Below are 26303 nucleotides of genomic sequence, written 5' to 3' on the forward strand. Positions count from 1 at the left end.
ACTGCGGGACGCGATCGAAAAGAACGAGCTACAATTGTTCTATCAACCACAAATCAATCTCGCGACAGGTCAGGTCGATGGTTGTGAAGCGCTTCTGCGCTGGTTCCACCCTGAACGAGGGATGATCAGTCCGGCGATCTTCATTCCGATTGCCGAACGATCCATGTTGATTGAAGAGATCGGGATGTGGGTCGTTGCCGAAACGGTCCGACAAGTCGAAGAGTGGAAGGATACGGAACTCGGAGTACTACGCGTCTCAGCGAACTTATCCGTCAAAGAACTCGTCTCCGGTCGGATCGTCGATTATTTGACTGATGTCCGAGAGGTTCATCCGGGAATCGAACAACGGGTGGAACTTGAAATTACGGAATCATTCGGTGTCTTTTCAGACACACGCGTGTTTGATGCGTTACAGAAGTTGCATCAGATGGGGTATCGTCTTGCGATTGATGACTTTGGTACGGGGTATTCTTCCTTGTCGTACCTGAGTCGCTTGCCGATTCAGCGACTGAAAATTGACCGTTCGTTCATCAGTGGTCCGGATGCATGCTCGAACACACCGCTCATCGAGACCATCATCAAGCTCGCACATACGCTGAAGTATGACGTCGTCGCTGAAGGGATTGAAGAACTAGAACAAGCTGATCATTTGCGAGTGCTTGACTGTGAGTATGCGCAAGGATTCTATTATTCAAGACCGATTCCAGCCGACGAGTTTCGAGTCTGGTACGTGAAGTACCATCAAAAGCTTCTATCTGAATGAAATTAGTCTATTATGATTCATGATTTTAATATGTATGTGTCTTAAAATGAAAAAAGGTGAGTTTCCGGACTGGAAACTCACCTTTTTTCATTCGATAAATAGAGAACGTGAATGTTCACCCTCGACTCCTACAGGAAAAGAAAGCACGATTTTCGCTTTCGTCAGGGCTAGATAAGATCCGACAGACCGCATGAAATGCGAGGTGCCGGATCTTATCACCCGCCTGTGGAAAGCGGGGATGACAGAAACGTTCATTGTAAGCGTGAACTTTAGATTGATGAAAATAATTATTAAACGCGATCGAGTACGAGGTCGTCTGCTTGTTCGAGATACGCTTTGACCGGTGCGACCGCTGCTTCGACCGTACCTGGTGCAAACGGAGACTTTAATCCAGCGCGCTCGACGAGCGTGAGGAAGCTTTCTGATCCACCGGCACGACAGAGATCGAGATATGATGTCCAAGCTGCTTCCCGGTCCTGTTCCATCCAAGCATAGAACTGGAAGGCACAGACTTGAGCGAGCGTGTAATCGATGTAGTAGAAGGGACTTCCGAAGACGTGCCCTTGCTGATGCCACCAGGCACCTGAATCGAGATAATCATTCGCTTCATAATCACGATGCGGCAAATATTTCTTCTCGATCGTCCGCCATGCTTCGCGACGCTCAGCTGGTGTCAATTCCGGTTGGTTGTAGATGACGTGCTGGAACTCATCAATCGCAACGCCGTATGGAAGGAACGTGACGCTTCCTGCGAGGTGATTGAATTTGTATTTCGCCGTCTCTTCACCGAAGAATTCTTCCATCCATGGATAAGCAAAGAACTCCATCGACATCGAATGAATCTCGCACGCTTCATACGTCGGGAAGGCACTCTCTGGAGCAGTCAGGTGACGGCTCTCATAGACTTGGAACGCATGTCCGACTTCGTGTGTCAGGACATCGATGTCGCCTGCCGTTCCATTGAAGTTCGAGAAGATGAACGGGAGTTTTTCGTCTGCGATGTAGGTACAATACCCACCGCCCGCTTTTCCAGGCTTCGCCGTTAAATCGAGTGCTTCCCGGTCGAGCATGTAGTTGAAGAATTCGTTCGTCTCCGGTGACATCTCCGCATACATCTTTTTGCCGCCTTCGATGATGAAGGACTCTTCGCCTTTAGGTGTCGCGTTCCCAGACTTGAAGGCGAATCCTTCATCGTAGTAGTACAAGTGATCGACACCGATGCGTCGTTGCTGGCGTTCTTTAAGTTGTGTCGCGAGCGGAACGATCGTTTCAAGGATCTGTTCGCGATATTGTTCGACCATCGATTGATTGTAATCGACGCGAAGCATCCGTGCGTATCCGAGTTCGACGAACGATGGGAAACCGAGTGTCTTCGCGATGTCTGTCCGGATATGGACGAGTTTATCGTAAATTGTATCGATCGTTTCCCCTTGCTCTTTTAAGTAGCCATAGCGGGCTTCTGAAGCGGCTTTACGAACAGCCCGGTCTGGTGATTGGAGGTAAGGACCGAACTGCGATAAGTTAAGCGTCTTCCCGTCAAACTCGATTTGAGCAGAAGACATCAATTTCGTATATTCGCTTGAGAGACGGTTCTCTTCTTGGAGCTTTGGAATGATTTCTTCCGAAAACGTCTTCAGGCTCGCTTCCGCGATTAGGAATAACTGTTTGCCTTGCGTCCGTTCGAGTTCATTGCGAAGCGGATGCGTCGTCAACGCTTGATAATAGCTTGAGACATATCCCTGATAGATCGCGCTTGCTTCATCAAAGAACCCTTGTTCCGTCTCATAGAACGTATCGCGTGTATCAATCGTATGACGGATTTCGACGAGCTGGCTTGCCGTTTCAAATTGATTTCTGAGGGTATTAATCTCAGTGATGGCTGCGTTTGCTTCATCTACCTGTGTGGCTTCCGTTAGTCGAGCGATTGCTTGATTCATCGATGTTTCAAGCAAAGCAAGATCAGGACGGACGTATGTAATTTCTGAAAATGGCAACATGTAAGCGCCTCCTTTTGATTTCTAACTATTATCACACAAAAATACTTGCAAAACCAGAGGGACAAACGTATGCTTTTTGTGAGAACGTGAGCGAGCTGTCTAACAGCTTACTCCTATAAAAAATCGAAACTTCCATTCGGAAGAAAAACGATCGAGAAAGTAGAGGGATAGTATCATGGGATTCTTAAAAAAATTGTTTGGTGGTAACGACGCAGGAAACACGAAAATCGCTTCTGCACTTACAGGTAAAATCGTCAACATCGAGAACGTACCCGATCAAGTTTTCTCTCAAAAAATGATGGGCGACGGTGTCGCGATCGAGCCAACAGAAGGTAAAGTCGTCTCGCCGATCAACGCAACGGTTGAAACGATTTTCCCAACAAAACACGCAATCGGTCTAAAAGGTGAAGACGGTCTTGAACTCTTGATCCACGTTGGTCTTGATACGGTTAACCTTAAAGGCGAAGGCTTCACGGCTCACGTCCAGTCAGGTGACAAAGTCAAAGCAGGAGACGTCCTCGTCGAGTTCGATCTCGAGTACATCCGTGCAAACGCACCATCGACGATCACACCGATCATCGTGACAAATCACGATCAATTCACGCTTTCAGCTGTACCAGCTGAAGGAACTTCTGTTGTCGCAGGCGACACAGAGCTCTTCAAAGCAACACATAAATAAGATACGACACGCCTCCATCCCTTACGGATGGGGGCTTTTTTGATGTCTCCTCCCTTGTCTTACCGTTTTGTAAGAGAAGTGAAAGTAAAGTCCATTTTGAGAAAAGCATGGAAGGACTAGACTGAGTGTAACGAATCAAACACAGGAGGCATTACAGATGAAAGCAATCTTACGAGCAGAACAAATCACAAAAACCTATTACACGAAAACGGCACGCCACGAAGCACTACGTCCGACGACGCTCAGTGTCCATGAAGGGGAATTCGTCAGTATCATGGGACCGTCCGGTGCCGGGAAATCGACGTTGCTTAATCTGCTGTCGACAATCGATCAGCCGACGGACGGATCGATTTTAATCAATGGAGCAGACGTGACGGCGATGAAGGAAAAACAATTGGCTCGCTTTCGCCGGGAACAACTTGGCTTCATCTTCCAGGATTTCAATCTCCTCGATACAATGACGGTCCGGGAAAACATTGCCTTACCGCTCTCACTCGCGAACATCGATAAAAAGATGATCTTAGAGCGTGTCGATCGTGTGGCGCATCAACTCGGTATCCAGGACCTACTTGATAAACGTCCGGTCGAACTATCGGGAGGACAAAAACAACGGACGGCTGCCGCCCGTGCGATCATTCATGATCCGTCACTCATCTTAGCGGATGAACCGACCGGTGCGCTTGATTCAAAGTCAGCGACAGGATTGCTTGAAGCGATGCAGTCACTAAACGATGAAGGCGCGACGATCTTAATGGTGACACACGACCCGATGACGGCGTCTTATGCAGAACGAATTCTGTTCGTCAAGGATGGAGAGCTGTTCAAGGAAGTCCATCGCTTCGGTTCACAGAAGGATTTTTTCGAGCAGATCATGGAAGTACAACGCGAACTCGGAGGTGCCGTCCGTGAGTTTGTCTAAACTGGCGTTTCAAAATCTAAAAAACATCCGTCAAAACGTGATGTACCTCGGTGCGGTCACGTTCGCGATTCTCATTTACTACACGTTCCTTGCGATTCGATCAAACGAAGCGATGCTTCAGGCGAATGAATTGTACGGAAAATTAGGAACGGTCTTTACTGGAGCAAGTGTGATTCTAGCGCTTTTCTCCGCTATCTTCATCTGGTATTCAAGTGACTTCTTCTTACGCCGCCGTAAGCAGGAAATCGGTCTCTATGCATTGCTCGGTTTAGAGCGGGGACAGATTGCCCGACTGATCTTCCTTGAGACGATGGGGTATGGAGTGATCGGTCTAATCCTCGGGATTGCGATTGGAACAGTCGCATCGAAATATTTCGTACAGTTGCTGGCTTCCGTCATGGCGATGCGAGTCGATGCGACCTTTACGATCAGCGGGGCTTCCGTCATGCAGACGATCGGCGTCTTCCTTTTGATCTTCCTGATCATTGCCTTACGTTCAGCCCGGACGATCTATCGTTTTACATTGATTGAATTGTTCAAGGCAGAGCAACAAGCAGAATCCCTTCCGAAAGTCCATCCGATCCTAGCCGTGCTTTCGGTCGTTTTGATTGGTATCGGTTACTATTTGACGGGACAACCGTTGATGGATCACTTTACGATTGTCGCACCGCTCTTGATGCTGTGTGTGATCTTCGGGACATTTGGAACGATGAGTTACTTCACGATCTTCTTATTACGCCTCTTAAGTAATCAAGCGCGACATTTCAAAGGAACGAATTTGATTCTGCACGGACAATTGCTGTCACGAATCAAATCGAACGCTGTCATGCTGTCGACGATCACGGTCATTACTGCCGTGACATTGACGACGGTCGGTACAGCGACATCGATCTATTACTTCATCGATCAGACTGTCGAGGAGCAAGTCCCGTACAGTCTGTCAATTGCGAGTAAACAAGCGGAAGCGGAACAGCTGATTGCAAAGTCCGACCAGAAGATCGACAGCCGGACGATGGTCAACGTCAAGAACGTCGATCACAAGATGACTGAGCTTCCGAATCCTCTGACGTTTACACGTTACTACGCGACGTATGCGTATGAAGACCAGCCGGGACAATTCAGCTACGTCAACTATTCGGACTACGTCAAGCTCGCGAAAGCGAATGGGAAAACGGTCATCAAAGAACCAAAACGAGGCGAAGCAATCGTCCTTGAAACATTTAAAGGAAACGATTTGTTGAAGATGAAAGTCAAATCGCCGGTCGGTGTCAAAATCAAGGATGTCCATGAGTCCTTTCGCATCACCGCTGCGACGAATTTACCAATCGCTCAACTTTATGAGAAACAGCGGCTTGCCTTCGTCGTAAACGACGATGCGTTTGCAAAGATGCCGGAAAAAGGTTTTATGCTGACGAATTATCAGTTTTCGGATGAACGTCATGACGATGGACTGATAAAGCAATTAACGCAACTGTATGGAAAACAAGCGGATACAGAAATGGCAGCGTACTATCCGGTCTATACGATGACGACGGCAACGACCGGCTTACTCGCGTTTGCTGCCGGCTTCCTCGGTCTCGTCTTCTTGCTTGCGACGGGTTCGATCATCTACTTCAAGATGCTCGCGGAAGCAGAAGAATCGAAACAACGGTTTGCAATCATCCAGAAGATCGGTGTGGATGAGAAGGAACAGACAGGCATCATCCGGCGCCTTGTCGGATTCGTCTTCTCCTTACCGTACGTGCTCGGACTCGTTCATAGTTTAGTTGCGATGCAAGTCTTGCAGAAACTGTTGAACTACAACATCGTTCGTCCGACATTACTTGCGATTGTTTGTTATACGATCGTCTATCTGATCTACTATATCGTCACGGTCCGTGCTTACCGCCGCATCGTCACGTGATGAACTAAATAGGGGTACACAGAACTGGAAACGGAATAATCGTTTCCAGTCCTTTTTGAGTTCGTTATGATAAAGGGAGAAGGAGTTGACATGAACGATGCATACGATTTTATTAGTCGAAGATGATATGAAGATTGCCACATTATTGAAAGAACTACTCGAACGCTATGATTTTAGAGTCGTCGTTGAAGATGGACGAGGAGATGTCGTCGCGGTCTATGAAGAGACGAATCCGGACGTCATTCTATTAGATGTCAATTTGCCGAAGTTTGACGGTTTTTATTGGTGCCGGCAATTGCGTATGAAGACACGGGCGCCGATCCTCTTCATCTCGGCACGGGTCGGGGAGATGGATCAAGTCATGGCGCTCGAATACGGAGCGGATGATTACATCGTCAAACCGTTCCAAGGAGCGGTCGTCATCGCGAAGATTAAAAGTCAGATTCGCCGAGCCTATGGCACGCTGTCGAACGAAACGGATGAGCGGACGGTGACAAAAGAAGGTGTCACGCTGTACTTGGACCGTTATATCGTCGAGTACGGGGAACAGTCGATCGAGCTGTCAAAAAAAGAGGGACTGATTCTTGAGATGCTGCTGACGGCAAGTCCACGAATCGTCAGTCGTGGCGATTTACTCGAACGGATTTGGGATGACGAGGCGTTCGTCGATGAGAATACGTTGAACGTCAATATCACGCGTGTCCGCAAACGGCTTGCCGAGATCGGTGTCGCTGGACTTGAGACGGTGCGAGGCGTCGGTTATAAACTGGTTCTTGAACCATGAAGCTCTTTTTACGGCACGCGATACCAGGCATCATCTTCTTTACCGGACAAATGCTGATTTTATATGCCGTCTTATGGCTCTATGATCTTTATCGCCCAGCAGCATTCTTTTATATCGTACTCTTGAACAGTATCGGTCTTTTGATTTATCTCAGTTATCGTTTCTTCAGCATGCTTCCATTGCTACGACGGATGCAACAGCCAGTTCAATCGGTCGCAGAACCGATTCGCAGTGATAGTGAAGAACCGATTTCCGTTGCCGTCGAACAATTTTTAGAGCGGCAACAGACATTGTTTCGGAACAGTTTATTCGCTGAGCGACGAAAGGAAAAGGAACGCCATCGGTATGTCGACCAATGGATTCACCAGATGAAGACACCGTTATCCGTCATTGAGCTGATTCTCGAACATCCAGGAGAACAGTATCAAGCTGATTTACGGCAAGAGGTCGATCGGTTGCGTAGTGGACTCGACCAGATGCTCTATTCGTCGCGTTTAGAAGCAATCGAGACGGATTTGAAGGCAGAACGATTGGCACTGAAGCCGCTCGTCACGAGCATCATCAATCAAGAAAAACGATTATTCGTTAAAAATCAGGTCTTTCCGAAACTCGATATCGCTGAAGACGTGTATGTTTACACGGATGCGAAGTGGTTTCGTTTCCTCGTCTTACAGCTCGTGACGAACGCCATCAAGTATACGACAGGACATGGTCGAGAAGTCGTTCTGACGGCAGAGGTGACAAAGGGGCAAGTCGTCCTTTCGGTTCAAGACGACGGTGTCGGAATCCCAAGACGAGACGTACCACGTGTCTTTAATGCGTTCTTCACTGGTGAAAACGGACGACGTTACGGGGAATCGACCGGAATGGGATTGTATTTCGTCCAGCGAGTCTGCTTGAAGCTCGGGCATGAGATTGAACTCGAGAGTGAGGAAGGTGTCGGCACGACATGCCGGATTCGATTAGTAGGAGGTCGCGCACATGATTGAGGTCAAACAATTAGGGAAGGTCTATCCCGGAAAAGTGACGGAGCAACCGTTGACGGATGTGAATTTCCGAGTCGAAGAGGGCGAAATGGTTGCGGTCATGGGACCGTCCGGTAGTGGCAAATCGACGCTGATCAACTTGCTTGCGACACTCGACGAACCAAGTTGGGGATCGATTCTGATTGACGGCGTCGATACGGCGACGTTCAAACGAAAAGAGATGACACGTTTCCGGCGCGAGACGCTCGGCATCATCTTTCAGGAATTCAATTTACTCGATTCCTTGACGCTCGGCGAGAACATGCTCGTCCCCTTAATGCTATCAAGGAAAAAAGCAAAGCTCGCGCGAGATGAGATGGAAGAGTTGGCGCGTCGTCTACAAATTGATGATCTACTTGATAAACAGGTCGATGAGGTCAGTGGTGGACAGCGGCAACGGACAGCGATCGGTCGCGCCCTGATCCATACACCACGTCTGATGCTTGCGGATGAACCGACGGGAGCACTCGATTTCCAAGCAACGAAACACGTCATGGATGTCCTAGCCGAGTTGAACGCGACGGGGATGACGATGGTCATCGTGACACACGATCCACAAGTCGCGTCGTATTGTAATCATGTCTTGTTCCTAAAAGACGGTAGTATTCAAACGGAGTTGTTCCGCGATGAACCGCGCCGTATCTTTTTCCAACGGGTCATCGAATCACTATCGCTGCTAGGAGGGGATGAGCATCAATTATCTGCAATACGCCCTACGTAACATCCGGCGTTATCAGCGGTTGTATTATGGCTATGCCTTGACGATCATCATCGCGATGACGATCGTGACGAGTTATTGGAACTTGTTGACGAATGGATCGTTCCAAAACGTCGCTAAAATCCTCAGTCAATTGAATCAAGTCATCGAGATGACGATTTTCTTCGTCTTCATCGCGGAGCTGATCATCCTATTCTTCAGTGTCCTGTTCATCTATTCGACGACCTATACGATGCTTGAGCACCGTAAGAATGATTTGCGGACGATGCGGACGCTTGGCAGTGGATTGTCACACTTCTTAAAGTATTTCTTAATTGAAGTCTTGATCGTTGGTGGTCTAGCCATCACTGCGGGGATGATTCTAGGTAATGTCTTGACGAAGATGCTGTTGCTGTCCGTTGTCAAGGTCATGTTCTTACCAGCAATCGAATTCGAATTATCCTTTTATGCGATTCTTGCTTTGATCGGTGGCGCTTTCCTTGTTTTGCTGACGGCAACGGTCCTTGCGATCTACCGCTTTCGTCCCGATCGACCGACTCGTTCCCGTTCGCTATTTCGAAAACGAGTCTGGATTCTGACGCAAATCGGAGCGTTACTCCTGTTGATCTATGGTTATGCCTTAGCATTTGTTCGGACGGAAGGATTTTATATATTTTTCCCACTTGTCATCTTCATCGGATCGTTTTTTATTTGTCGATATGTCTTACCATGGTTGACCAAGTTATATCGACCATGTCGCTTGTCGCTGCGGAAGCTGATCGTCTCGGAAATCGCCAATCAATTGCGAACGAATAGTACGCTCATTGCCCTCGGAACGATTCTGACATCGTGTGCGCTAACGGCAGTCGGACTGGTCTTCTTGTTTCAATTGATTGGACTCGACTTATCATCCCAAAATCAATTCGGTCTCGTCTATTACGAAGAATCCGCTCAACCGACGAAACGATTGAAGGATATCAAGCAGACGATGACGGAGGCATTCCCGGATCGCTATCAGCAGGATATCCAAGTGAAGGCAGAAGGAACACGGGTGCTCTTACCGATTTCAGCGTACAACAAGATGATGCGTCAACTGCATTTTCAGGAGCGGACAGCGACCGGTCGACAGAGTTTCTTCGTACCGGCACGTCCAGTACAACTGGAAGAGAACACGCCGACGATGAAAAAAGCGAAACAGGAGATGGAAAAAGCTGGCTTTGAATTGCTTCCCGCTGCTTCCCATGATTTAGTCTTCGGTTACAACTACCGGATCAAGACGATGTTCGTCGTCAGTGATGCCGTCTTTCAAACACTGAAGCAACCTGTCCGTCAAATCGTCGTCTTTGATACGCCAGCCTATCATGATTACGGAACAAAGGACTGGGAACAGTGGATGAAGATTGTCCGCAACATCCAGTCTGCAGCAAAGCTAGATGAAAAACAGTCGGTTCCTTATCAGTTGATCAATGAGACGGAGGATGAGATCGACGGGATCCGGATCGTGCGCCTCGTCACGTTCGTCGTCATCCTCCTGACGATCTGGTTGTTCGTCATCAATGCAAGTTTCCTGCATGTGTGGATGCAGATGACAGCGGAACAAGAACAAAAACGAATGAAGACATTGTTTGCGTTAGGGTTCGGTTCCGGGAATATCCGCCGTTACTTGCTCATGAAGTATGGTGCGGTCTTACTCATTCCGTACCTGATCTCGGTTTTTCATGCTTTCTTATTGTTCCAAGTCGTCGTGACCCGAGCCGGACTACAGGTCGGGTCATTCCTCGACTTAGCCGCATTTTGGATCAGTATCGTCACGATCGGATACTTCTTAAGTGTCTTACCGATTTGGTTACGCTACCCACGCCATCTGTTCCGGAATTCATCCAAAAGTTCGATGTATCCGACACCGGATTCAAGGGTATGATGATACCATAGGAACAAGGGAGGGAATCGTATGCTAGACCATTCACCATATCGGGGTTACGGTGACCGGATCCGTATCTTACGAGAGCGTGCCGGGATTACGATCGAACAGTTGGCTGAACGACTCGGTGTCGCACCGTATTTCATCCGTCGGACGGAACTCAGCGAAGTCTATCCAACTAAACCCTACATCGAAGCATTAGCGGACGTCTTGAACATCGATGCCAGTTATTTGGCACGGCATATCTGGACGGGAGAATCGTTAAAGTTCATCATGCAACAGAACACACCGCTCGAAGAGATGAAGCTTGCTTATGAACAGACGCTCGGACAAGACGGAACGTGGGTTGAGGAACAGCTCGAGGAGCGAATGCGTCTGTTTGATTTAATGTATGATGAGGATGTCAAACGGATCGAGCAGACGATGAGTGCCACTGAGCAACGGATCTTTCATGAGCTCGTCGAGGCCGTCATGGAAGCAGGAGAGTTGCAACGCGATCAAGCGGAAGAGACGTATGAGTTGTTCGAGGATAAATTACCATCGATGATGCAACTCGATGAATATCTCGATCGCATGACGGACGGTGTTTCTTTATCCAGTTCGACCTATTATGCGGATTACAGCGACCGGAAAAGTCGTTCCCGCTACCATCGTAAATAAAAAAAGTCGCTGTCTTCTGATTGACGTTCAGAAGACAGCGACTTTTTATTAACGTTGTGGCATCGGGCGTGGACGACGCGTCTTTTGACGGATCCGACCGATGATGAAACCAATGATCGCATTTGCAATGACAAGTACCCAACCGACATAGCCGAAATTGAGAGTTAAGCTACCGAGCATCGCTTGCCATTTGAAAATCATCATCACATCACCACGCAAGACGAATCGCGCGATACAGACGAGTAAGACAGTCAGTCCAGCGATGAAGACACCGACCCAGCTTCCGTATAAACGAGAAGAGTGGCGGCGCACCGCAACGAAGGACCAGCAAAAGAGGCTAGAGATGAACGCCATGCCTCCATAGGCAAGGACGAGTTCCCATGTCGCACTCGCTTGCGGGAATTTCGTGAACATGACAAGTGACGAGACCATGGCAGCAGCTGTGAAAAGGATCGCTGCCCAAAAACGAGACCGCATAACGTAGTTCCTCCTAAAGGCTTTTTCTCACCTAACGATAGCGGAAACGATTCGTCTTGTAAACTGTTACCGGCGACCGCTTAAGATCCGGCGCAACTGTTTGAGTGGATTCGATCCATAGAACAGAACACCACCCCGATAGAATTTTGTTCCGACGAATAAGGCAAGCGAGATGCTGATCAGCATCAAGATGAGCGAAATTGACACTTGCCATAGCGATACATCGGTCAACATGACGCGCAGGAACATGACCATCGGTGTGAAGAACGGCACGAATGACAGGACGACGACAGCTTGGTTCGTCGGTGCATTCAGACTAAACATCGAAATCATGAAGGCAGCAACGATTAACAAGATGACCGGTAACGTCACTTGCTGCGCATCCTCGACCCGACTGACGAGCGAACCGAGTGCCGCGAGGAGCGTCGCGTACAGGAAGTATCCGAGCAGGAAGAAGACGAACAGATAAATGATCGTCCGAGCACTCAAGGAATCGAGTGATAACTGATCGAATAAACTACTACTTTGAGCACTGTAGTAGCCGACACCAACGAGAATCGACAATTGTACGAGACTGACGGTAGCGATTGAAAGAATCTTCGCGAGCATGTGCTGGATCGGACTCGCCGCAGAGATCAGCAACTCCATGACACGGGATGACTTTTCGTTCGCGATTTCCGTGACGATCATCCCGCCGTAAATTGCAATCGTGAAGTACATCAAGAACAACAAGACATAGACGAGCGCCGAGGCAGCAAAGAGTTCGTCTTCACTTTTTCCACCTGTCGACGTCAACTCTTGTTTGACGGGAACGGGTTTAGCGAGTGACGCAAGAACGTTCGGGTCAATCTTCGCATCCGTGATGACCGCTTGATCACGGACTTGTTTGACGACCGTCGCGACTTGTGTCTGTAACTCGGATTCAGGACTAGCACTAACGAGCGTCACGTCATAAGAATCTTGGACAATCGCTACGACGTCAAACGTGCCTCGATCGACCGCTTTACGTGCTTCTGCGACCGTATACTCCTTCGGTGTGATGTCTGAGGTGACACCAGCCTTTTTCAAGGCAGGGCGAAGGTCTGTCGATAATTCACTGACGAGGGCGACTTTCGGATCGTCACCCGAGAACCAGTCGAGAATCCGTTCGATATTGCCGAAGCCGACGAGAAACAGGACCATCAGAACAGTTGAGATTAAAAAGCTTTTGGCACGTAATTTCTGTAATAGATTGAAGCGATATAAAGTCAGGAATTTACGGTTCATAACGTTTTCCGACCTCCTCGATGAAGATATCCTGCAAGGATAATTGATCCCAGACGAAACGATCAACATGATGTCCTTCACTGACGATATGTTGGAGAAGTTGGTCAGCGGTTTCTTTTGAAGAAACTTGGACGACATGCCCATTATTGTCCGACTCAACTTGAAGGACACCCGGTAAGCTATCCCATAGGAGTGGTGGGGCATCCGTCGTCAAGAGGACACGGGTCTTCCCATAGCTCGCCTTGATATCAGGAAGATAACCAGCGACGACGGGCTTACCATGATCGAGAATCGCAACATGCTCGCAGAGTTCTTCGACATGATCCATTCGGTGACTCGAGAAGACGATCGTCGTTCCATCGACGGTCAATTTTTTAACGGCACGTTTTAATTGTTCCGCATTGACTGGATCGAGTCCGCTAAATGGTTCATCTAAAATCAGCAGTTCAGGTTTATGTAGGACGGCGGAGATCAACTGGATTTTTTGTTGGTTTCCTTTTGAGAGTTGTTCGACACGCATTTTTTCATATTGAGGAATTTGGAAATACTCGAGCCATTCGGTCAGTGCTCGTTTTGCATCCTTCCGTTTCATATCGCGGAGTTCAGCAAGAAATAAGAGTTGTTCGTCGACTCGGACTTTCGGATACAATCCGCGTTCTTCCGGAAGATATCCAATCTTTGAAGTCGGAATACGCTCTCCATTCCATGTGATCGAACCTTCGGTCGGTTGGAGTAGACCGAGTAGCATCCGGAACGTCGTTGTCTTGCCGGCACCGTTCGCACCAAGCAAACCAAAGATTTGTCCGCGTGGCACTTCGATCGTCAACGCATCAACGGCAGTGAAATCGCCGAAACGCTTCGTGATGTGTTTGATTTCTAACATAAGAACCTCCTTATAAAGATGTCTGTTGCACGACAAGTGTATCATTGTTACTTAGTGTCCTACGGTCAAAAATGGGTAAAGGTTCCAGAAAGCAGTAATGAAAAGGCTTATCGGTTTACTTTTTGTACATTAGTTACTATTATTGTGTTAATAGATACGACTGAAGGAGGAACGCATCATATGAAAACGCAAGGCATTCATCATATCTCAGCGATGGTCGGCGATCCACAAGAAAATCTCGATTTTTACGGAACCATTCTCGGACTACGGTTCGTCAAAAAAACGGTCAACTTCGATGATCCAGGGACGTACCATTTTTACTTTGGAAACGAGTCTGGTGCACCCGGAACGATCATCACGTTCTTCCCATTTGAAGGCATGGCGAGAGGACAGGTCGGTGCCGGACAGGTCGGAACGACAGCTTATGCGATTCCGGTCGGTGCATCGGATTTCTGGAAAGCACGGCTGACGCAAAAGAACGTCTCGTTTGAAGAAACAGTTCGTTTCGGAGAGCAACAGATCGCGTTCGAAGATCCACATGGTCTTCAAATCGAGCTCGTCGAACGCAAGGCGGGACGAGGCAGTCGCTATGAAATCGACGGTGTCACGCGTGACGTCGCCATCAAAGGGTTCGCGGGAGCGACATTACTGTCGCGAGATCCATCAGACACAGCCAAATTACTGACCGATACATTAGGGCTCACCCTCAGTAAACGGACGGAGACCGTTGACCGGTACATTGCGGAAGGGGAGTTCGGGAATGTCGTTGACGTCGTACATGGTCAGATGCCGGTTGGTCGTCCGGGTACGGGAACCGTTCACCACATCGCCTGGCGCGCAACCGATCAAGAGGAACAACTCGACTGGATGAAGGCGATCAACGCGTTCGGTTTGCAGACGACTGAAGTAAAAGATCGCAATTATTTCACGTCGATCTATTTCCATGATCGAGGTCGAATATTGCATGAAATCGCAACTGACAATCCAGGGTTCGCGATCGATGAGGACTTCGAGATGCTTGGAGAAGACTTGAAGTTACCGGAACAATTTGAAGCGCATCGCACCGCGATCACGAATCACGTAACACCTATTACAGTACCGAAGGGGAGACTCGTATGATTCATTTATACCAAGCACCAAAAACAGCAGACGCACCCATCTTTTTATTTTTACATGGCACAGGCGGAACGGAACAAGATCTCGTCGGACTCGTCTCGTTGCTCGATTCGGAAGCAGGCTACTTGTCCGTCCGCGGGGAAGTCTCGGAAAACGGGATGCCACGATTCTTCAAACGGCTCGCAGAAGGCGTCTTCGATGAAGAAGATCTCGCTTTACGGACAGCACGATTGATTCAATTTTTACAGGAACAAGCAGCGGAACATGACTTCGCACTCGATCGCCTGATTCCGGTCGGTTATTCGAACGGGGCCAACATCGCAGCGAACATGTTGTTTGAAGAAGCGCTATTTAAACAAGCCATCTTACTGCATCCGATGGTACCACGTCGCGGTGTGACGTTACCGGACTTATCAAACGTTCGTGTGTTCATCGGAGCCGGTAGTAATGACCCAATCTGTCCCGCTCAGGAAACAGAAGAGTTGTCAGCACTCTTGAAGGAGGCTGGTGCATCAGTCGATGTCACATGGTCGAACTACGGACACCAACTTGTCATGCCGACGATTGAAGCAGCAACCGATTGGTTAAAACACTAAAGAAGGACTGTCCCATCTGCTTCTCTTCTAGAAGGTAATGGGGCAGTCCTCTTTTCGTTTCAAGCGGGATGATCACTTTTTGGACGGGAGTAGACGATGAGCACGCCACGCTCGACAAGCTGAAGGGCAAGGATCTGTTTCACTTCTTCCGATGCTTTCGTCTGAGCGAGCTGCCGGTAAAGTAGGCGAAGTTCACGACGCATCGTCTTACGGATCAGCCACATGCTATCGATCGTCGTGCACCAACTGGTGACGGTCTCATGTCCGATATAATACTGGGTCTGACGTTCAAGATAATGAATCCACCACTCGTCACGCGCCATTTTTAGTACGATACCTGTGAGCCCAAGTACAAGGATCGCGAGGGGAATGCTTTCATATAAAGGAAGACGACCAAGAACGGTACCAACATTCGTGACGAGGGCAAGCATCACCCATCCTATGCATCCGATGACAAGCCAATATCCAAAGTTGAGAGTACTTCGATGTCGTAACGTCACTTTCGGCGTAAGCAATGAAGTGGCCATCAGAAACACCTCCTTGTTAAATAATCGAATTTTCTGACAATTTATAGTTGTCCTTTTACTATAGTTACTTTTTCCCGAATCGTCTAGTCATTAGACATGGAAAATGTGTTTCTTTCTTGACGAAATTCGTGTACGCTAAATGTAGAAGTGAGCGGTTACATAAAGGGGGATATGAAGAAATGATGGATCAGGTTATCTGGATCGCTGTCGGAATCGTTGCTGTTGCTGTTTTCTCAGCATCGAGCGTCGCGGCGTACATGGGTGTTAAAAACCAAGAAGACTAAGAATCGAAAAACGGCTCATCCTGATTGTCGGGATGAGCCGTTTTTTTTAATGCGTCATTGCTTATTTGTTTGCTGTTATGTTTGTTTGCAACGCATAAGGTTTTAAGGCATCACTCCAGCGCAGGTAACCCCCACCGACGAGGTGTAATCCATCATACGTCAAGCGATTCTGAAGATACCCTTGTTTGTTCGTCAAGACAGGTCTCAAGTCGACGAATGGGATTTTAAGCGATTGAGCGAGATTTTGTAAATTTCGGTTCAACGCTTCGACATCACGATTGATTCGGACAGAGTCCGAATATTTTGGAGCCACAGGAACGGTTGACTGGAGGACGACGTCGATGTTATTTTTTCGAAGTGTCGTCACGATCGTCGTCATGTTCTCGGTAATTTGTGGAATCGGCGTATAGTGACGGATGTCATTGATGCCACCCATCAAGAAGACGCGTTTTGGTTTCATCTCGAGAATCAAGTCGAGGCGAGTCAAAAAGCCTTCTGTCGTATCGCCAGGAATCCCGAAATTAATGATTGTCGGATCCTCCATCAAGATGCGCCAATCGGCAAAATTCGTCATCGAGTCACCTAACATGACAGCGTTCGCTGATTTTGGGTATTGATAAGTATGGAATAAACTATTCAAACGGACATAGTTCGGGTTCTTATCGTATTGGAATGTCGTGACTGGAGTCGTACTCTTTGCAGGTAAGACGCTTCCGAAAGTTTCGAGCGGTTTACGTCCCAGTAACAATGCAAGGAGAACGACGTTCAAGACGATGGATAGAATCAGGAGTGTCTTTTTCATAAACATTCGTTCCTTTCGAGGGAGTATAAGGGGTAGTGTAACATGAATCGGAATCCTTGGTTTGATAATATCAAAGGTTTTCTTGTCATTTTCGTCGTCATCGGTCACATGCTGACGGATTTACGGTTTGATTATGATGGAAAGTTGCTCGAGACGGTCTATCTGTTGATTTACTCGTTTCATATGCCATTATTCATTATCTTAAGCGGTTATTTCTTCCGCGAAAATAAATACTTAAGTGTCATCCAATTATTTGCCGTCTACTGTGTCTGGCANNAAATTTTAATTGGTTCTTAGGCAACACTTGGAGAAGGACTACCACTGTTGTCCGGGGAAAATATCGGAACACATCTACTACGTCCGTATTGGGCACTTTGGTATCTGTTCGTTATGGTCGTCTGGTATATCGTAACGCCATATGTCGTCCGCTTGCGAGGATATGTCTGGTTTGGTCTCGCGTTCGCTTTGTTATATGGGTTCGAGCTTGAGAACACGGGCTTCTTAGCACTTCGCAAGTTGATCATGTTCTATCCGTATTTCTTACTCGGGAACTATCTATCGGAGCACGAGTTCATCCGGATTTTCGAGATGCCGAAGAATTTCAAGCGGCGGATGAACGTCCGTTTGATTGGTGGTATCACGTTCGCAGCCGTCATGGGCTTCCTGTTATTCGAAGCATGGCGTGATACGCCGAAAGAGATCGTCGACTTTGCAAATGCGTTCAAGCATCGTTTCCCATATGTCGAACAATATGATAGTGACGCGTTGGTTGGTGTACTCAAGCATAGCGTCATCTACCTCTTATCGATTGCGGCTTCGCTCGGTTTCATGATGTTAATTCCAATGCGTCGTTTGCCGCTCATCACGCGAGCAGGGGAACTCAGTCTCTATGTCTACTTGCTTCACGTCTTCTTCGTCATGGCGTGGCGCCAATACGTAACGGATGCGTTCGTTCCGCAAGCATGGCTTGCCTTACTGATCATGATTGGCGTCGCCTTACTAATCGTTGGCATCATCATACACCCGCTCGTCGTCCGTGTCCTCCGTCCTTTGATTGAGATCGACATTCGTCCGATCGTCGAGAAGCGGGAAGACCTTTCAAAATAAAGCGGAATGCATTACACTTTAGATAGATGGATTACTAGACGAAGGGCGTGGAAGGTATGTCATATAATTTAAATAATGCGGATGGTGTCGTGAACGTCTCGCAACAAGTCATTGAGGTCATCGCAGGTGTAGCCGTTCAAGAAACAGAAGGCATTGCCTTTACAGCAGATGATTCGAAATTACAGGAAAAACAAATGGTCAAACTTGTAAAAGTCGAAGATGTCGGCGGCGACATCACGGTCAGTTTATCTGTGCATATCAAATACGGCATGTCGATCATCAAGACAGCTGGAAAAGTCCAAGAACGAATCGCGCAAGACATGGAAAATATGCTCGCGTTCCAACCAAAAGCAATCAACGTCCGTGTCATCGGACTCTTAAAAGGATAAGGAAAACGTCTCGGCATCTTGTGTGCCGAGACGTTTTTTTATGAAGAAGGTGGGAGATAGCGGAGTCCGAGAGCATCGATGTGCGGGGCGGTGCAGGAAAAACGGAGACGGATCGCTTGTTGACTATAAGCGGGTAAGGATAGTCCGGGATGGGTGACATCTGCGATTGGCGTTTCGTCATCCATTAGTTCAAGCGTTAGCGCCTCGAGTGTCAGCGTCTGATCGCTCGCATTACGGACGAGAACGATTGCTGTCACAGTGTCTAGTTCGCGCATGATTGAAACTGGTAAGAGGGACCAACCGTCTGCGGGTGGTGTCGGATGCGAATAAGCGACTTGGCGGATCATCCGTTGCTCGAGTTCGGTGGAGTCGTCTTCGATGAAGAGCTCCGTCAGAGTCTCGCTTGAGAAGACGAGTTGTAGCGGCTCCGTCAACTGTTCGAGGTCGACGAAACATTCGTCTTCTTCAAACGTCAACCAGAGCGGTAACGTCGCCATCGGAAGGATGACCGGGACCTCCTCGATACTGAGAACTTTACGAGCAACAAGTTCATCACCGGATAAAGCAAGGACGACGAGGTCATTCAGGTGGAACGACCGAGACAACGTGTTTTGGAACAAGGCGATGACATGAAGCGGACAGTGTGATAAGACTTGAAACAGATGGATCGCCATCTGATTGGCTTCTAGATCAGGCAGTTGTTTCGCGACGTAACGAAAGACGTATTCATCTTCCTTGACGATCGGCATGTCCTCCGTGAAATAGAGCGGGGGACGGAACACTTCATTCGACGTGTGCATGGTGCAGTTCTCCTTCGTTATCGTGTGTCTGTTCGGCGCGGCAGATGCCTGAAAGGACCTGTTTCTCGAAACTTGCAATGGCATATTCAAAATAATCCATGCCTTCCCGTTCGAAGATGCGGACCGGTTGTTCTTGTCCGTAACTGCGGAGATGAATCCCTTCTTTTAAAGTGTTCATCGCTGTCAGGTGGCGCGTCCATTGCTCGTCCAGTGCAAGGAGGATGAAACGTTTGACGGTCTCTTTTTCAGCTGTGACATGGGCAACGAGTAGGGCTTCGGTTTCAACAATCAGCGGCTCGAGTTGTCGTTTCATCTCGTCGATCGTCTCCAGTCGTTCTAACGTGACTGGTTGATGTAACAGTTGCTCGAGTTCTGTCATGACGAGAGCCAGTGGCCATTCTTCTGGAACGAGATCGTCAGAGAGGGTTTGGTCGAGGATCGACGGCAAGACACGTCCTGCAAATGGCTGAACGATATCCTCGAGTGACGTCGCATCAACGATTCTATTCCGGAGATGATAGATCGCTTGCCGTTGTTCACTGATGACTTCTTCGAGCTGAACGAGTTCATCCCGAACACTTCGGTTGACAGATTCACATGTCGACTGAGCGAACTGCAATAGATCCCGGACGTCACGCGAAGTGAGCGGACCGGCAGTGTTTCGTACTTTTTGTTGCACACGCTCGAGGCGATCGCGCGCGAAACGGCGTGGCAGTTCATCTTCGAGCGAAAGATAAAACTGCGTCAATCCAGGATCACCCTGGCGACCTGCCCGACCACGCAACTGGTTGTCGATCCGAATCGATTCATGGCGTTCGGTACCGATGACGAACAAGCCGCCTTGTTGTCGTGCCGTTTCATCGAGTAAAATATCCGTTCCGCGACCTGCCATATTGGTCGCGATCGTGATTCGACCAGCTTGTCCGGCAGCCGCAATGATCCGGACTTCCTGATCGACGGTTTTAGCGTTCAGGATCTCGTAGGTGAGTCCATGCGCATCAAGTGTCTTCGCGACGCGCAAAGACTGTTCAATCGATGAAGTCCCGATTAAAACCGGTCGTTCCGTGACGTGTGCCGATTTTGTTGCCAGCGCGATGGATTCTAGCTTTTCGTCGCGTGTTGCAAAGACGACGTCCTCTGCATCGATCCGAATTTTCGGGCGGTTCGATGGAATCGTCACGACGTCCATGCCGTACGTCTTTTGAAATTCTTCCCGTGACGTCGCCGCCGTACCGGTCATTCCAGCTACCTGATGATAGAGACGGAAATAATGTTGGATCGTGATTTGGGCGGTCGTCCGGTTCTCTTCCGTGACCGGAACCCCTTCTTTTGCTTCAAGGGCTTGGTGTAAACCATCAGATAGACTGCGTCCTTCCATCAGACGACCTGTGAAGAGGTCGACGAGCGCGATTTTTTGATCCTTGATGATATAATCGACATCTCGTTTGAGAACGACATGGGCACGTAAGGCTTGAATGACGTAATGGAAGAGGACGGAATGCTCGGCGGCAAACAGATGATCGATCGCAAACGCATCTTCGATCGTCTCAATACCGTGATCGGTCAAGGCGACGGCTTTGATTTCTTCATCAAACGTATAATCCCGCTCGTCTTCAAACGTCTGGACGACATGACGGACGAGTTGTTGTAATCCTTCGTGGACACTGTCTCGTTCCGCCATGATGAGTGGCGTTTTCGCTTCATCGATTAAAATGCTATCGACTTCGTCGATTAAGGCGAAGTGCAGGGGACGTTGCAGACGTTCCGTTGGCTCCATGATTATATGATCCCGCAGGTAATCGAATCCGAATTCAGTCCCGACACCGTATGTAATATCCGCTGCGTAAGCAATCCGTTTTTCTTCAAAGGTGGCTTCAGCGGAGTTGATTCCGACCTGCAGTCCTAAAAAACGATGGATTTGACCGATTTGTTCAGCATCGCGCCGTGCTAGATATTCATTGACGGTAATGACGTGAACACCTTTTCCATATAACGCTTGGGTGAAGCTCGCGAGTGAAGCAACGAGTGTCTTTCCTTCACCAGTCGCCATCTCAGCGATTTGTCCTTCAAGCAGTGCGAGTCCGCCCATGAGCTGCACGTCGTAATGCCGTAAGCCAAGCGTTCGTTTACTCGCTTCTCGAACAAGCGCAAATGCCATTGGTGAGATCGCATCAATCCGTTCTCCGTTTCGTAGCCGTTCCCGTAACGAAATCGTCAACTCCCGTAACGCTTCATCAGATGTTTGCTCCATTTCTCGTTCTAAGCTATTGATCGTCGTTACGATTTTTTCATAACGATGAATTCTTCGACTTTGATCATTCAACAACTGTTTAACACGTTGAAACATCTTCGTCACTCCCTCATATGCTATGAAGTCATTATAGCAGTTAAAAATTGTAAAACGAATAGTAAAAAACGAAATAAGTAAAACATTCCCTTAAAATTGAAAGCGCTATCAAAATGGACATGTTTTGCGTCTGAAAATAGAAAATCAGAAATATTTGATAACGCTTGCAAAGATTCGGAAGAACCAGTAAAATTATTCATAAGGCAAGTGCAATCGTTTGCGCAAAGTCATTCGATTTCTTGCCTTTCATGGACGATGGAAGAAAGGATGGATGTCGGATGGCACCAACGATCGAAGCGGTCATTTTTGATTTAGACGGCGTAATTACCGATACGGCAGAGTATCACTACTTAGCGTGGAAACAATTAGGAGAGGACTTGGATATCCCGTTCGACCGGGAATTCAATGAGACATTAAAAGGTGTCAGCCGGATGGATTCACTCGAGCGGATCCTTGCGCTCGGCGGAAAACAGAACGCTTTTTCAGCGGAGGAGAAGCTAGCACTCGCCGCGAAGAAAAACGAACACTATGTCACATTGATCCAGCATATCTCTGAACAGGATCTTCTTCCTGGAATCACTGCATTCCTCGATGAAATCCGAAACGCTGGGCTGAAAATCGGAATGGCGTCCGCCTCTAAAAATGCGCTGATGGTCGTTGAGGCATTAAAGGTTCGACACTATTTCGATGACATCGTAGACGCTGCGACTGTTGCACAATCGAAACCACACCCTGAAGTGTTTCTCCGTGCTGCAGAAGCACTCGACGTCGAACCGAGTCGTTGCATCGGTGTAGAAGATGCGACAGCTGGCATCACTGCCATTCACGCTGCCGGCATGTATGCCGTCGGAGTAGGACCGGAGTCGGCACTCCATGAGGCAGACTATCGTGTCGATTCGACAGATTTGCTTTCCCTTGAGCAAATCCTCGCTAGTCGCTCCCTTGTCTGAACCATTCCCTGATGGTGAAGGACATTCCTTGAAAGTTATGTGTATACAAAAAGGATCGCTTCCCTGAGCGATCCTTTTTGGTATGCGGTTGATTTAAAGTGAAGCGAGGATACCGTCCGCGATCGCCTGAGCATAGCGGGACTGGTACGTCGGATTTGTCAGTTTCGCACGATCCGCGCTGTTCGAGAGGAAACCGAGCTCCGCTAGAATCGACGGTGCTTGTGTGCCGCGAATGACAGCATAGTTCGCATAGTGAACGCTTCGGTTACGCATGCCAGCATACGAGACGAGACGTTGCTGAACGTTCTGAGCGAGGTTGATCGAAGAAGCACCCTTATAGTAGAAGGTCTCTGCTCCATATGCCTGTGCACTCGTTGAAGCATTGATATGAACACTGACGAAAGCAGTCGTCGCATGACTGTTCGCAAGGGCGCTCCGTTCTTCAAGTGACGGGTAGTAATCGTTTGTATAACGTGACATCGTCACATCGACTTTTCCGGCAAGACGTTCAGCGACTTGTTTCGTGACTGCAAGGACGATGTCACGTTCCGTAACGCCGTAACGAACCGCGCCTGCGTCATGTCCACCATGACCCGGGTCAAGGACAAGCAATGGACGGTTTGATGGTGCCGGTTGGAACAGTGTCAGATACGTCGCATCGACATAACCGCTTTGACCACTCGCTGTCCGGACGGCGACGAAGCCTTTCGTTTGATGCCGCGGATTCGTGACGACGACAGGGGTCCCCCGACCGAGACGGGCGATTTGACCACTGAGCGTTGAAGTATTCGCACGAAGAGCGACACTGTTACCGGACGAGATTAAGACATACATCTTCGAACCACTGTAGTCAACGTTTCCAGTCGTCGAGGCAGGAACAGAAGTCCCTTTCTTCAAGTAGGTCCCCATGACATAACCTGTTTTCCCTTGGTACTGCACCGTATGCCAGTTCGATTTAACGGCGAGGGAGCTGACTGCTGTTCCACTCGGAATCGTTGTAAGTACTTTCCCGGACGTCGAAGGGGACGAACGGAAGTTTAAGCGATCGGTCGTCGTATAGACCGTGGTTTTAGCTGGTGCAGCTACTTTCTTCAAATAAGAACCCGAAACATAACCAGTCTTGTTCGCATAGGTCACTTTATACCAATTTCCGCTTTTAAAACTCGATTGTACGCCTGTCCCTTTAGGAATCGTCAACAAGCGATTAGAAGACGTCGTTGCCGCACTACGTAAGGACAACGCATCGGTCGTCTTATAGGACGTCTTCGTAAAGGACGTACCATTCTCAATCTTTTTCAGGTAAGATCCCGTCACATAACCCGTCTTTCCTTTATATGACAACTTATACCAAGAGCCTTTACGGTAGTTTGACGTGACGTTCGTCGTCTTCGGGATCGTCAGTAGTTTCTTCGAAGAGGTCGAATTCGAACTACGTAAATTCAAAGCATCCGTCGTCTGATACGAAGTTTTCGTAAAGGTTGTGCCGGTCGCAGCCGATACAGTAGAAGTAGAAGCGAAGCAACCGGATACCAACGAAAGTACTAAAGCGGTCTGAAATGTTTTAGGTAATTTGCCCATTAAATTTCCAGTCTCCTTTTCGTTAAAATAAGAAAGATATATCTTGTATTAATAGAACTTAAGTATTATTAAAATAGTTAAATCTCGAAATTATATGTTCCGTTTTCATTCCTTTCTGTTAATATGAAGTGTAGCCAATTTATCGGTAAGGATATGAAAATATTACAGGATAATTAAATAATTAAAGAAATTATATATTATCGAGGCAAATTATAGTTTAATATATTTCAAAATACATACAATTGAAACACAAATGAAATATTAATGTATAAAATAGGAAAGAGGGGCAAGGAATGGGGAACAGTGAACACATCTACCGCGAACTAATGGAAATCGAAGAGGAATACCGTCGTCTGCAACGTCGCGCCGAGTATTTGATCTCGGAATTAAGCCGTGGAACGGGAGAACATTCGCAAGAAATCGCCGTCACGCATGAGCGTCCGTTAAAGCAACGTCGCGTCAATCAACGGTATCCACTAGAAGTCTACGTGCACCAAATCAGTGATTTAATGCGCGAGCGTGAATCGATGACAGCTCGTGATATCCAAATGGAACTCGAGTTACGTTATCGCCATCAAATCAGCAATATCTATCAATTGATGGCGAAAGTCGAACAGGCAAACCCTGCGATTAAGAAAGTTGGACGCGGTATCTATACATATGATCCAGCTGCTGAAGTACCGATCTTCATGTAAGAGCCGCTCGTCGGCTCTTTTTTTTTATGATATAATTCGCGCAGGAGCGTGATGTTACTATGTTATGGACTGCGTCCATCGTCTGTTTTATCGCCGCCTTACTGATCACACCCGTCGTGAAACGCTTTGCGATTGCAGTCGGTGCCGTTGACAGTCCAGACGCGCGAAAAGTACATGTCCGAATCATGCCGCGACTTGGCGGACTTGCGATCTATATCGCGTTCATGATCGGTTATTTTATCTTACAACCTTCGAGTCCGTATGCGACGCATATTCTAGTCGGCGGATTCGTTATTATTTTGACAGGTGCCTTTGATGATCGATTCCAGCTCAATGCCCGTTTAAAGCTGATGGGGCAAATCGTTGCCGCCGTCATTGTCCTCAACGGTGGGATTCGGATCGAGTTCATCAATCTACCGTTCGACCAACAATTATATCTCGGGTGGTGGAGTGTTCCGTTGACGTTCCTTTGGGTCATCGGGATCACGAACGCCGTCAACTTGATTGATGGATTAGATGGTTTAGCAGCCGGTGTCTCAAGTATCGTCTTGTTGACATTGATTAGTCTTGCCGTCATCCAAGGAAACGTCTACGTGACGATCGTCGCGATTCTCTTATTGATGAGTACGTTCGGCTTCTTGTTCCATAACTTTTACCCAGCGAAGATTTTCATGGGCGATACGGGTGCTTTGTTCCTCGGGTATATGCTCGGTGTGTTGTCGTTACTTGGATTCAAGAACGTGACGCTGTTCTCGCTTGCCGTCCCGGTCATTTTGCTTGGTATCCCGATTTCCGATACGTTATTTGCGATCGTCCGTCGGGTGTTGCAAGGAAAACCGCCATTCGCACCGGACAAAGCTCATTTGCATCACCGGTTACTTGATCTTGGCTTTACAATGCGCCAAGCGGTCCTTGTCATCTATGGACTCTGTGCAATTTTTGGGATGACGGCAGTTCTCTTTTCTCAGACGAACTCACTTGGGGCACTTGTCTCCCTCGTCATGTTACTGCTTGTCCTCGATATTTTAGTCGAGTCGCTCGGTTTGCTCGGTGAACGCTATCGTCCATTATTGAATTTGTTGGAACGTTTTACATCGAGATAGCGTATGATAAAGGGGCTGACTCAAAAGTCAGTCTC

General features: G+C 48.1%; 26 protein-coding genes. 17 read left to right on the forward strand and 9 right to left on the reverse strand.

Annotated elements, in window-relative coordinates:
* Positions 1–763 (forward strand): putative bifunctional diguanylate cyclase/phosphodiesterase (locus tag B4F99_RS08450; RefSeq protein ID WP_290756790.1); only part of this gene is annotated, 763 nt, incomplete at its 5' end.
* Between the two features lie 290 nt (positions 764–1053).
* Here the strand turns inward: B4F99_RS08450 and B4F99_RS08455 are convergent.
* Complete coding sequence (locus tag B4F99_RS08455; RefSeq protein WP_396209448.1) at positions 1054–2757, reverse strand: M3 family oligoendopeptidase; 1704 nt, start codon at positions 2755–2757, stop codon at positions 1054–1056.
* 178 nt (positions 2758–2935) lie between these two features.
* Here B4F99_RS08455 and B4F99_RS08460 point away from each other — a divergent pair, with 178 nt between their 5' ends.
* The 8 genes from B4F99_RS08460 (at position 2936) to B4F99_RS08495 (ending at position 11348) form a co-directional block, all read left to right on the forward strand.
* A complete protein-coding gene (locus B4F99_RS08460) occupies positions 2936–3439 on the forward strand; it encodes a PTS sugar transporter subunit IIA (RefSeq protein WP_035410206.1) in 504 nt (167 codons plus the stop codon).
* A gap of 157 nt (positions 3440–3596) precedes the next feature.
* Positions 3597–4358 (forward strand): ABC transporter ATP-binding protein, encoded by a 762-nt coding sequence (locus B4F99_RS08465; protein WP_214852402.1) that lies wholly within the window; start codon positions 3597–3599, stop codon positions 4356–4358.
* Entirely contained in the window at positions 4345–6261 is a 1917-nt protein-coding gene (locus B4F99_RS08470) for an ABC transporter permease (RefSeq protein WP_290756797.1), read from the forward strand. The genes B4F99_RS08465 and B4F99_RS08470 overlap by 14 nt, the downstream gene beginning before the upstream one ends.
* A 97-nt stretch (positions 6262–6358) precedes the next feature.
* Positions 6359–7045: a response regulator transcription factor gene (locus tag B4F99_RS08475; RefSeq protein ID WP_047393119.1), complete on the forward strand. Its 687-nt coding sequence runs from the start codon at positions 6359–6361 to the stop codon at positions 7043–7045.
* Positions 7042–8034, forward strand: coding sequence for a sensor histidine kinase (locus B4F99_RS08480; RefSeq protein ID WP_290756800.1), 993 nt, complete (start codon positions 7042–7044; stop codon positions 8032–8034). The genes B4F99_RS08475 and B4F99_RS08480 overlap by 4 nt, the downstream gene beginning before the upstream one ends.
* Entirely contained in the window at positions 8027–8791 is a 765-nt protein-coding gene (locus B4F99_RS08485) for an ABC transporter ATP-binding protein (RefSeq protein WP_050678755.1), read from the forward strand. The genes B4F99_RS08480 and B4F99_RS08485 overlap by 8 nt, the downstream gene beginning before the upstream one ends.
* The gene (locus B4F99_RS08490) at positions 8757–10688 is read left to right on the forward strand and encodes an ABC transporter permease (protein WP_290756803.1); all 1932 of its coding nucleotides are present in this window, start codon (positions 8757–8759) and stop codon (positions 10686–10688) included. The genes B4F99_RS08485 and B4F99_RS08490 overlap by 35 nt, the downstream gene beginning before the upstream one ends.
* 30 nt (positions 10689–10718) lie before the next feature.
* Complete coding sequence (locus tag B4F99_RS08495) at positions 10719–11348, forward strand: helix-turn-helix domain-containing protein (RefSeq protein WP_029342558.1); 630 nt, start codon at positions 10719–10721, stop codon at positions 11346–11348.
* Positions 11349–11396: 48 nt separating this feature from the next.
* Here B4F99_RS08495 and B4F99_RS08500 read toward each other — a convergent pair whose 3' ends face one another.
* From B4F99_RS08500 to B4F99_RS08510, 3 genes are all read right to left on the reverse strand, one after another.
* The gene (locus B4F99_RS08500) at positions 11397–11825 is read right to left on the reverse strand and encodes a hypothetical protein (protein ID WP_149427807.1); all 429 of its coding nucleotides are present in this window, start codon (positions 11823–11825) and stop codon (positions 11397–11399) included.
* Positions 11826–11891: 66 nt separating this feature from the next.
* The gene (locus B4F99_RS08505) at positions 11892–13091 is read right to left on the reverse strand and encodes an ABC transporter permease (protein WP_290756807.1); all 1200 of its coding nucleotides are present in this window, start codon (positions 13089–13091) and stop codon (positions 11892–11894) included.
* Positions 13081–13974, reverse strand: a complete 894-nt coding sequence (locus tag B4F99_RS08510; RefSeq protein WP_035410178.1) for an ABC transporter ATP-binding protein — start codon at positions 13972–13974, stop codon at positions 13081–13083. Before B4F99_RS08510 ends, B4F99_RS08505 begins: the two co-directional genes overlap by 11 nt.
* Before the next feature lie 180 nt (positions 13975–14154).
* On the opposite strand from B4F99_RS08510, the gene B4F99_RS08515 reads away from it, so the two are divergent.
* Together B4F99_RS08515 and B4F99_RS08520 are read left to right on the forward strand one after the other, a co-directional pair.
* A complete protein-coding gene (locus B4F99_RS08515) occupies positions 14155–15093 on the forward strand; it encodes a VOC family protein (protein ID WP_290756810.1) in 939 nt (312 codons plus the stop codon).
* Complete coding sequence (locus tag B4F99_RS08520) at positions 15090–15686, forward strand: alpha/beta hydrolase (RefSeq protein WP_290756813.1); 597 nt, start codon at positions 15090–15092, stop codon at positions 15684–15686. The genes B4F99_RS08515 and B4F99_RS08520 overlap by 4 nt, the downstream gene beginning before the upstream one ends.
* Positions 15687–15745: 59 nt before the next feature.
* Here B4F99_RS08520 and B4F99_RS08525 read toward each other — a convergent pair whose 3' ends face one another.
* Both B4F99_RS08525 and B4F99_RS08530 read right to left on the reverse strand, forming a co-directional pair.
* Positions 15746–16213 (reverse strand): hypothetical protein, encoded by a 468-nt coding sequence (locus B4F99_RS08525; RefSeq protein ID WP_035410169.1) that lies wholly within the window; start codon positions 16211–16213, stop codon positions 15746–15748.
* 345 nt (positions 16214–16558) lie between these two features.
* Positions 16559–17299 (reverse strand): SGNH/GDSL hydrolase family protein, encoded by a 741-nt coding sequence (locus B4F99_RS08530; RefSeq protein ID WP_214852417.1) that lies wholly within the window; start codon positions 17297–17299, stop codon positions 16559–16561.
* Positions 17300–17341: 42 nt separating this feature from the next.
* Here B4F99_RS08530 and B4F99_RS08535 point away from each other — a divergent pair, with 42 nt between their 5' ends.
* Genes B4F99_RS08535 through B4F99_RS08545 form a run of 3 tightly spaced genes read left to right on the forward strand, consistent with a single transcriptional unit; the run spans position 17342 to position 18795 of the window.
* Positions 17342–17596 carry an acyltransferase family protein gene (locus B4F99_RS08535; protein ID WP_290756816.1) on the forward strand — a complete coding sequence of 85 codons (255 nt, stop codon included), beginning with the start codon at positions 17342–17344 and terminating at the stop codon, positions 17594–17596.
* A gap of 27 nt (positions 17597–17623) precedes the next feature.
* Complete coding sequence (locus tag B4F99_RS08540; RefSeq protein WP_290756819.1) at positions 17624–18406, forward strand: acyltransferase family protein; 783 nt, start codon at positions 17624–17626, stop codon at positions 18404–18406.
* A 56-nt stretch (positions 18407–18462) separates the two neighbouring features.
* Positions 18463–18795: an Asp23/Gls24 family envelope stress response protein gene (locus B4F99_RS08545; RefSeq protein ID WP_029342549.1), complete on the forward strand. Its 333-nt coding sequence runs from the start codon at positions 18463–18465 to the stop codon at positions 18793–18795.
* A 38-nt stretch (positions 18796–18833) separates the two neighbouring features.
* On the opposite strand, the gene B4F99_RS08550 is transcribed toward B4F99_RS08545, so the two are convergent.
* Together B4F99_RS08550 and secA2 are read right to left on the reverse strand one after the other, a co-directional pair.
* Positions 18834–19595 (reverse strand): SLAP domain-containing protein, encoded by a 762-nt coding sequence (locus tag B4F99_RS08550; protein ID WP_290756822.1) that lies wholly within the window; start codon positions 19593–19595, stop codon positions 18834–18836.
* Positions 19579–21942 (reverse strand): accessory Sec system translocase SecA2, encoded by a 2364-nt coding sequence (secA2, locus tag B4F99_RS08555; protein ID WP_290756824.1) that lies wholly within the window; start codon positions 21940–21942, stop codon positions 19579–19581. The genes B4F99_RS08550 and secA2 overlap by 17 nt, the downstream gene beginning before the upstream one ends.
* 278 nt (positions 21943–22220) lie before the next feature.
* Here secA2 and pgmB point away from each other — a divergent pair, with 278 nt between their 5' ends.
* Positions 22221–22892: a beta-phosphoglucomutase gene (gene pgmB / locus B4F99_RS08560; protein WP_214727696.1), complete on the forward strand. Its 672-nt coding sequence runs from the start codon at positions 22221–22223 to the stop codon at positions 22890–22892.
* A gap of 93 nt (positions 22893–22985) precedes the next feature.
* Here the strand turns inward: pgmB and B4F99_RS08565 are convergent, their stop codons facing one another.
* Positions 22986–24470 (reverse strand): N-acetylmuramoyl-L-alanine amidase, encoded by a 1485-nt coding sequence (locus B4F99_RS08565; RefSeq protein ID WP_290756831.1) that lies wholly within the window; start codon positions 24468–24470, stop codon positions 22986–22988.
* Positions 24471–24763: 293 nt separating this feature from the next.
* On the opposite strand from B4F99_RS08565, the gene B4F99_RS08570 reads away from it, so the two are divergent.
* Together B4F99_RS08570 and B4F99_RS08575 are read left to right on the forward strand one after the other, a co-directional pair.
* Positions 24764–25165, forward strand: coding sequence for a hypothetical protein (locus tag B4F99_RS08570; RefSeq protein ID WP_035410150.1), 402 nt, complete (start codon positions 24764–24766; stop codon positions 25163–25165).
* Between the two features lie 59 nt (positions 25166–25224).
* Positions 25225–26268 carry a glycosyltransferase family 4 protein gene (locus tag B4F99_RS08575; protein ID WP_035410148.1) on the forward strand — a complete coding sequence of 348 codons (1044 nt, stop codon included), beginning with the start codon at positions 25225–25227 and terminating at the stop codon, positions 26266–26268.
* Positions 26269–26303: the final 35 nt, after the last annotated feature.

Source organism: Exiguobacterium sp. UBA3491 (genome assembly GCF_002377745.1).
Taxonomy (GTDB): domain Bacteria; phylum Bacillota; class Bacilli; order Exiguobacteriales; family Exiguobacteriaceae; genus Exiguobacterium_A.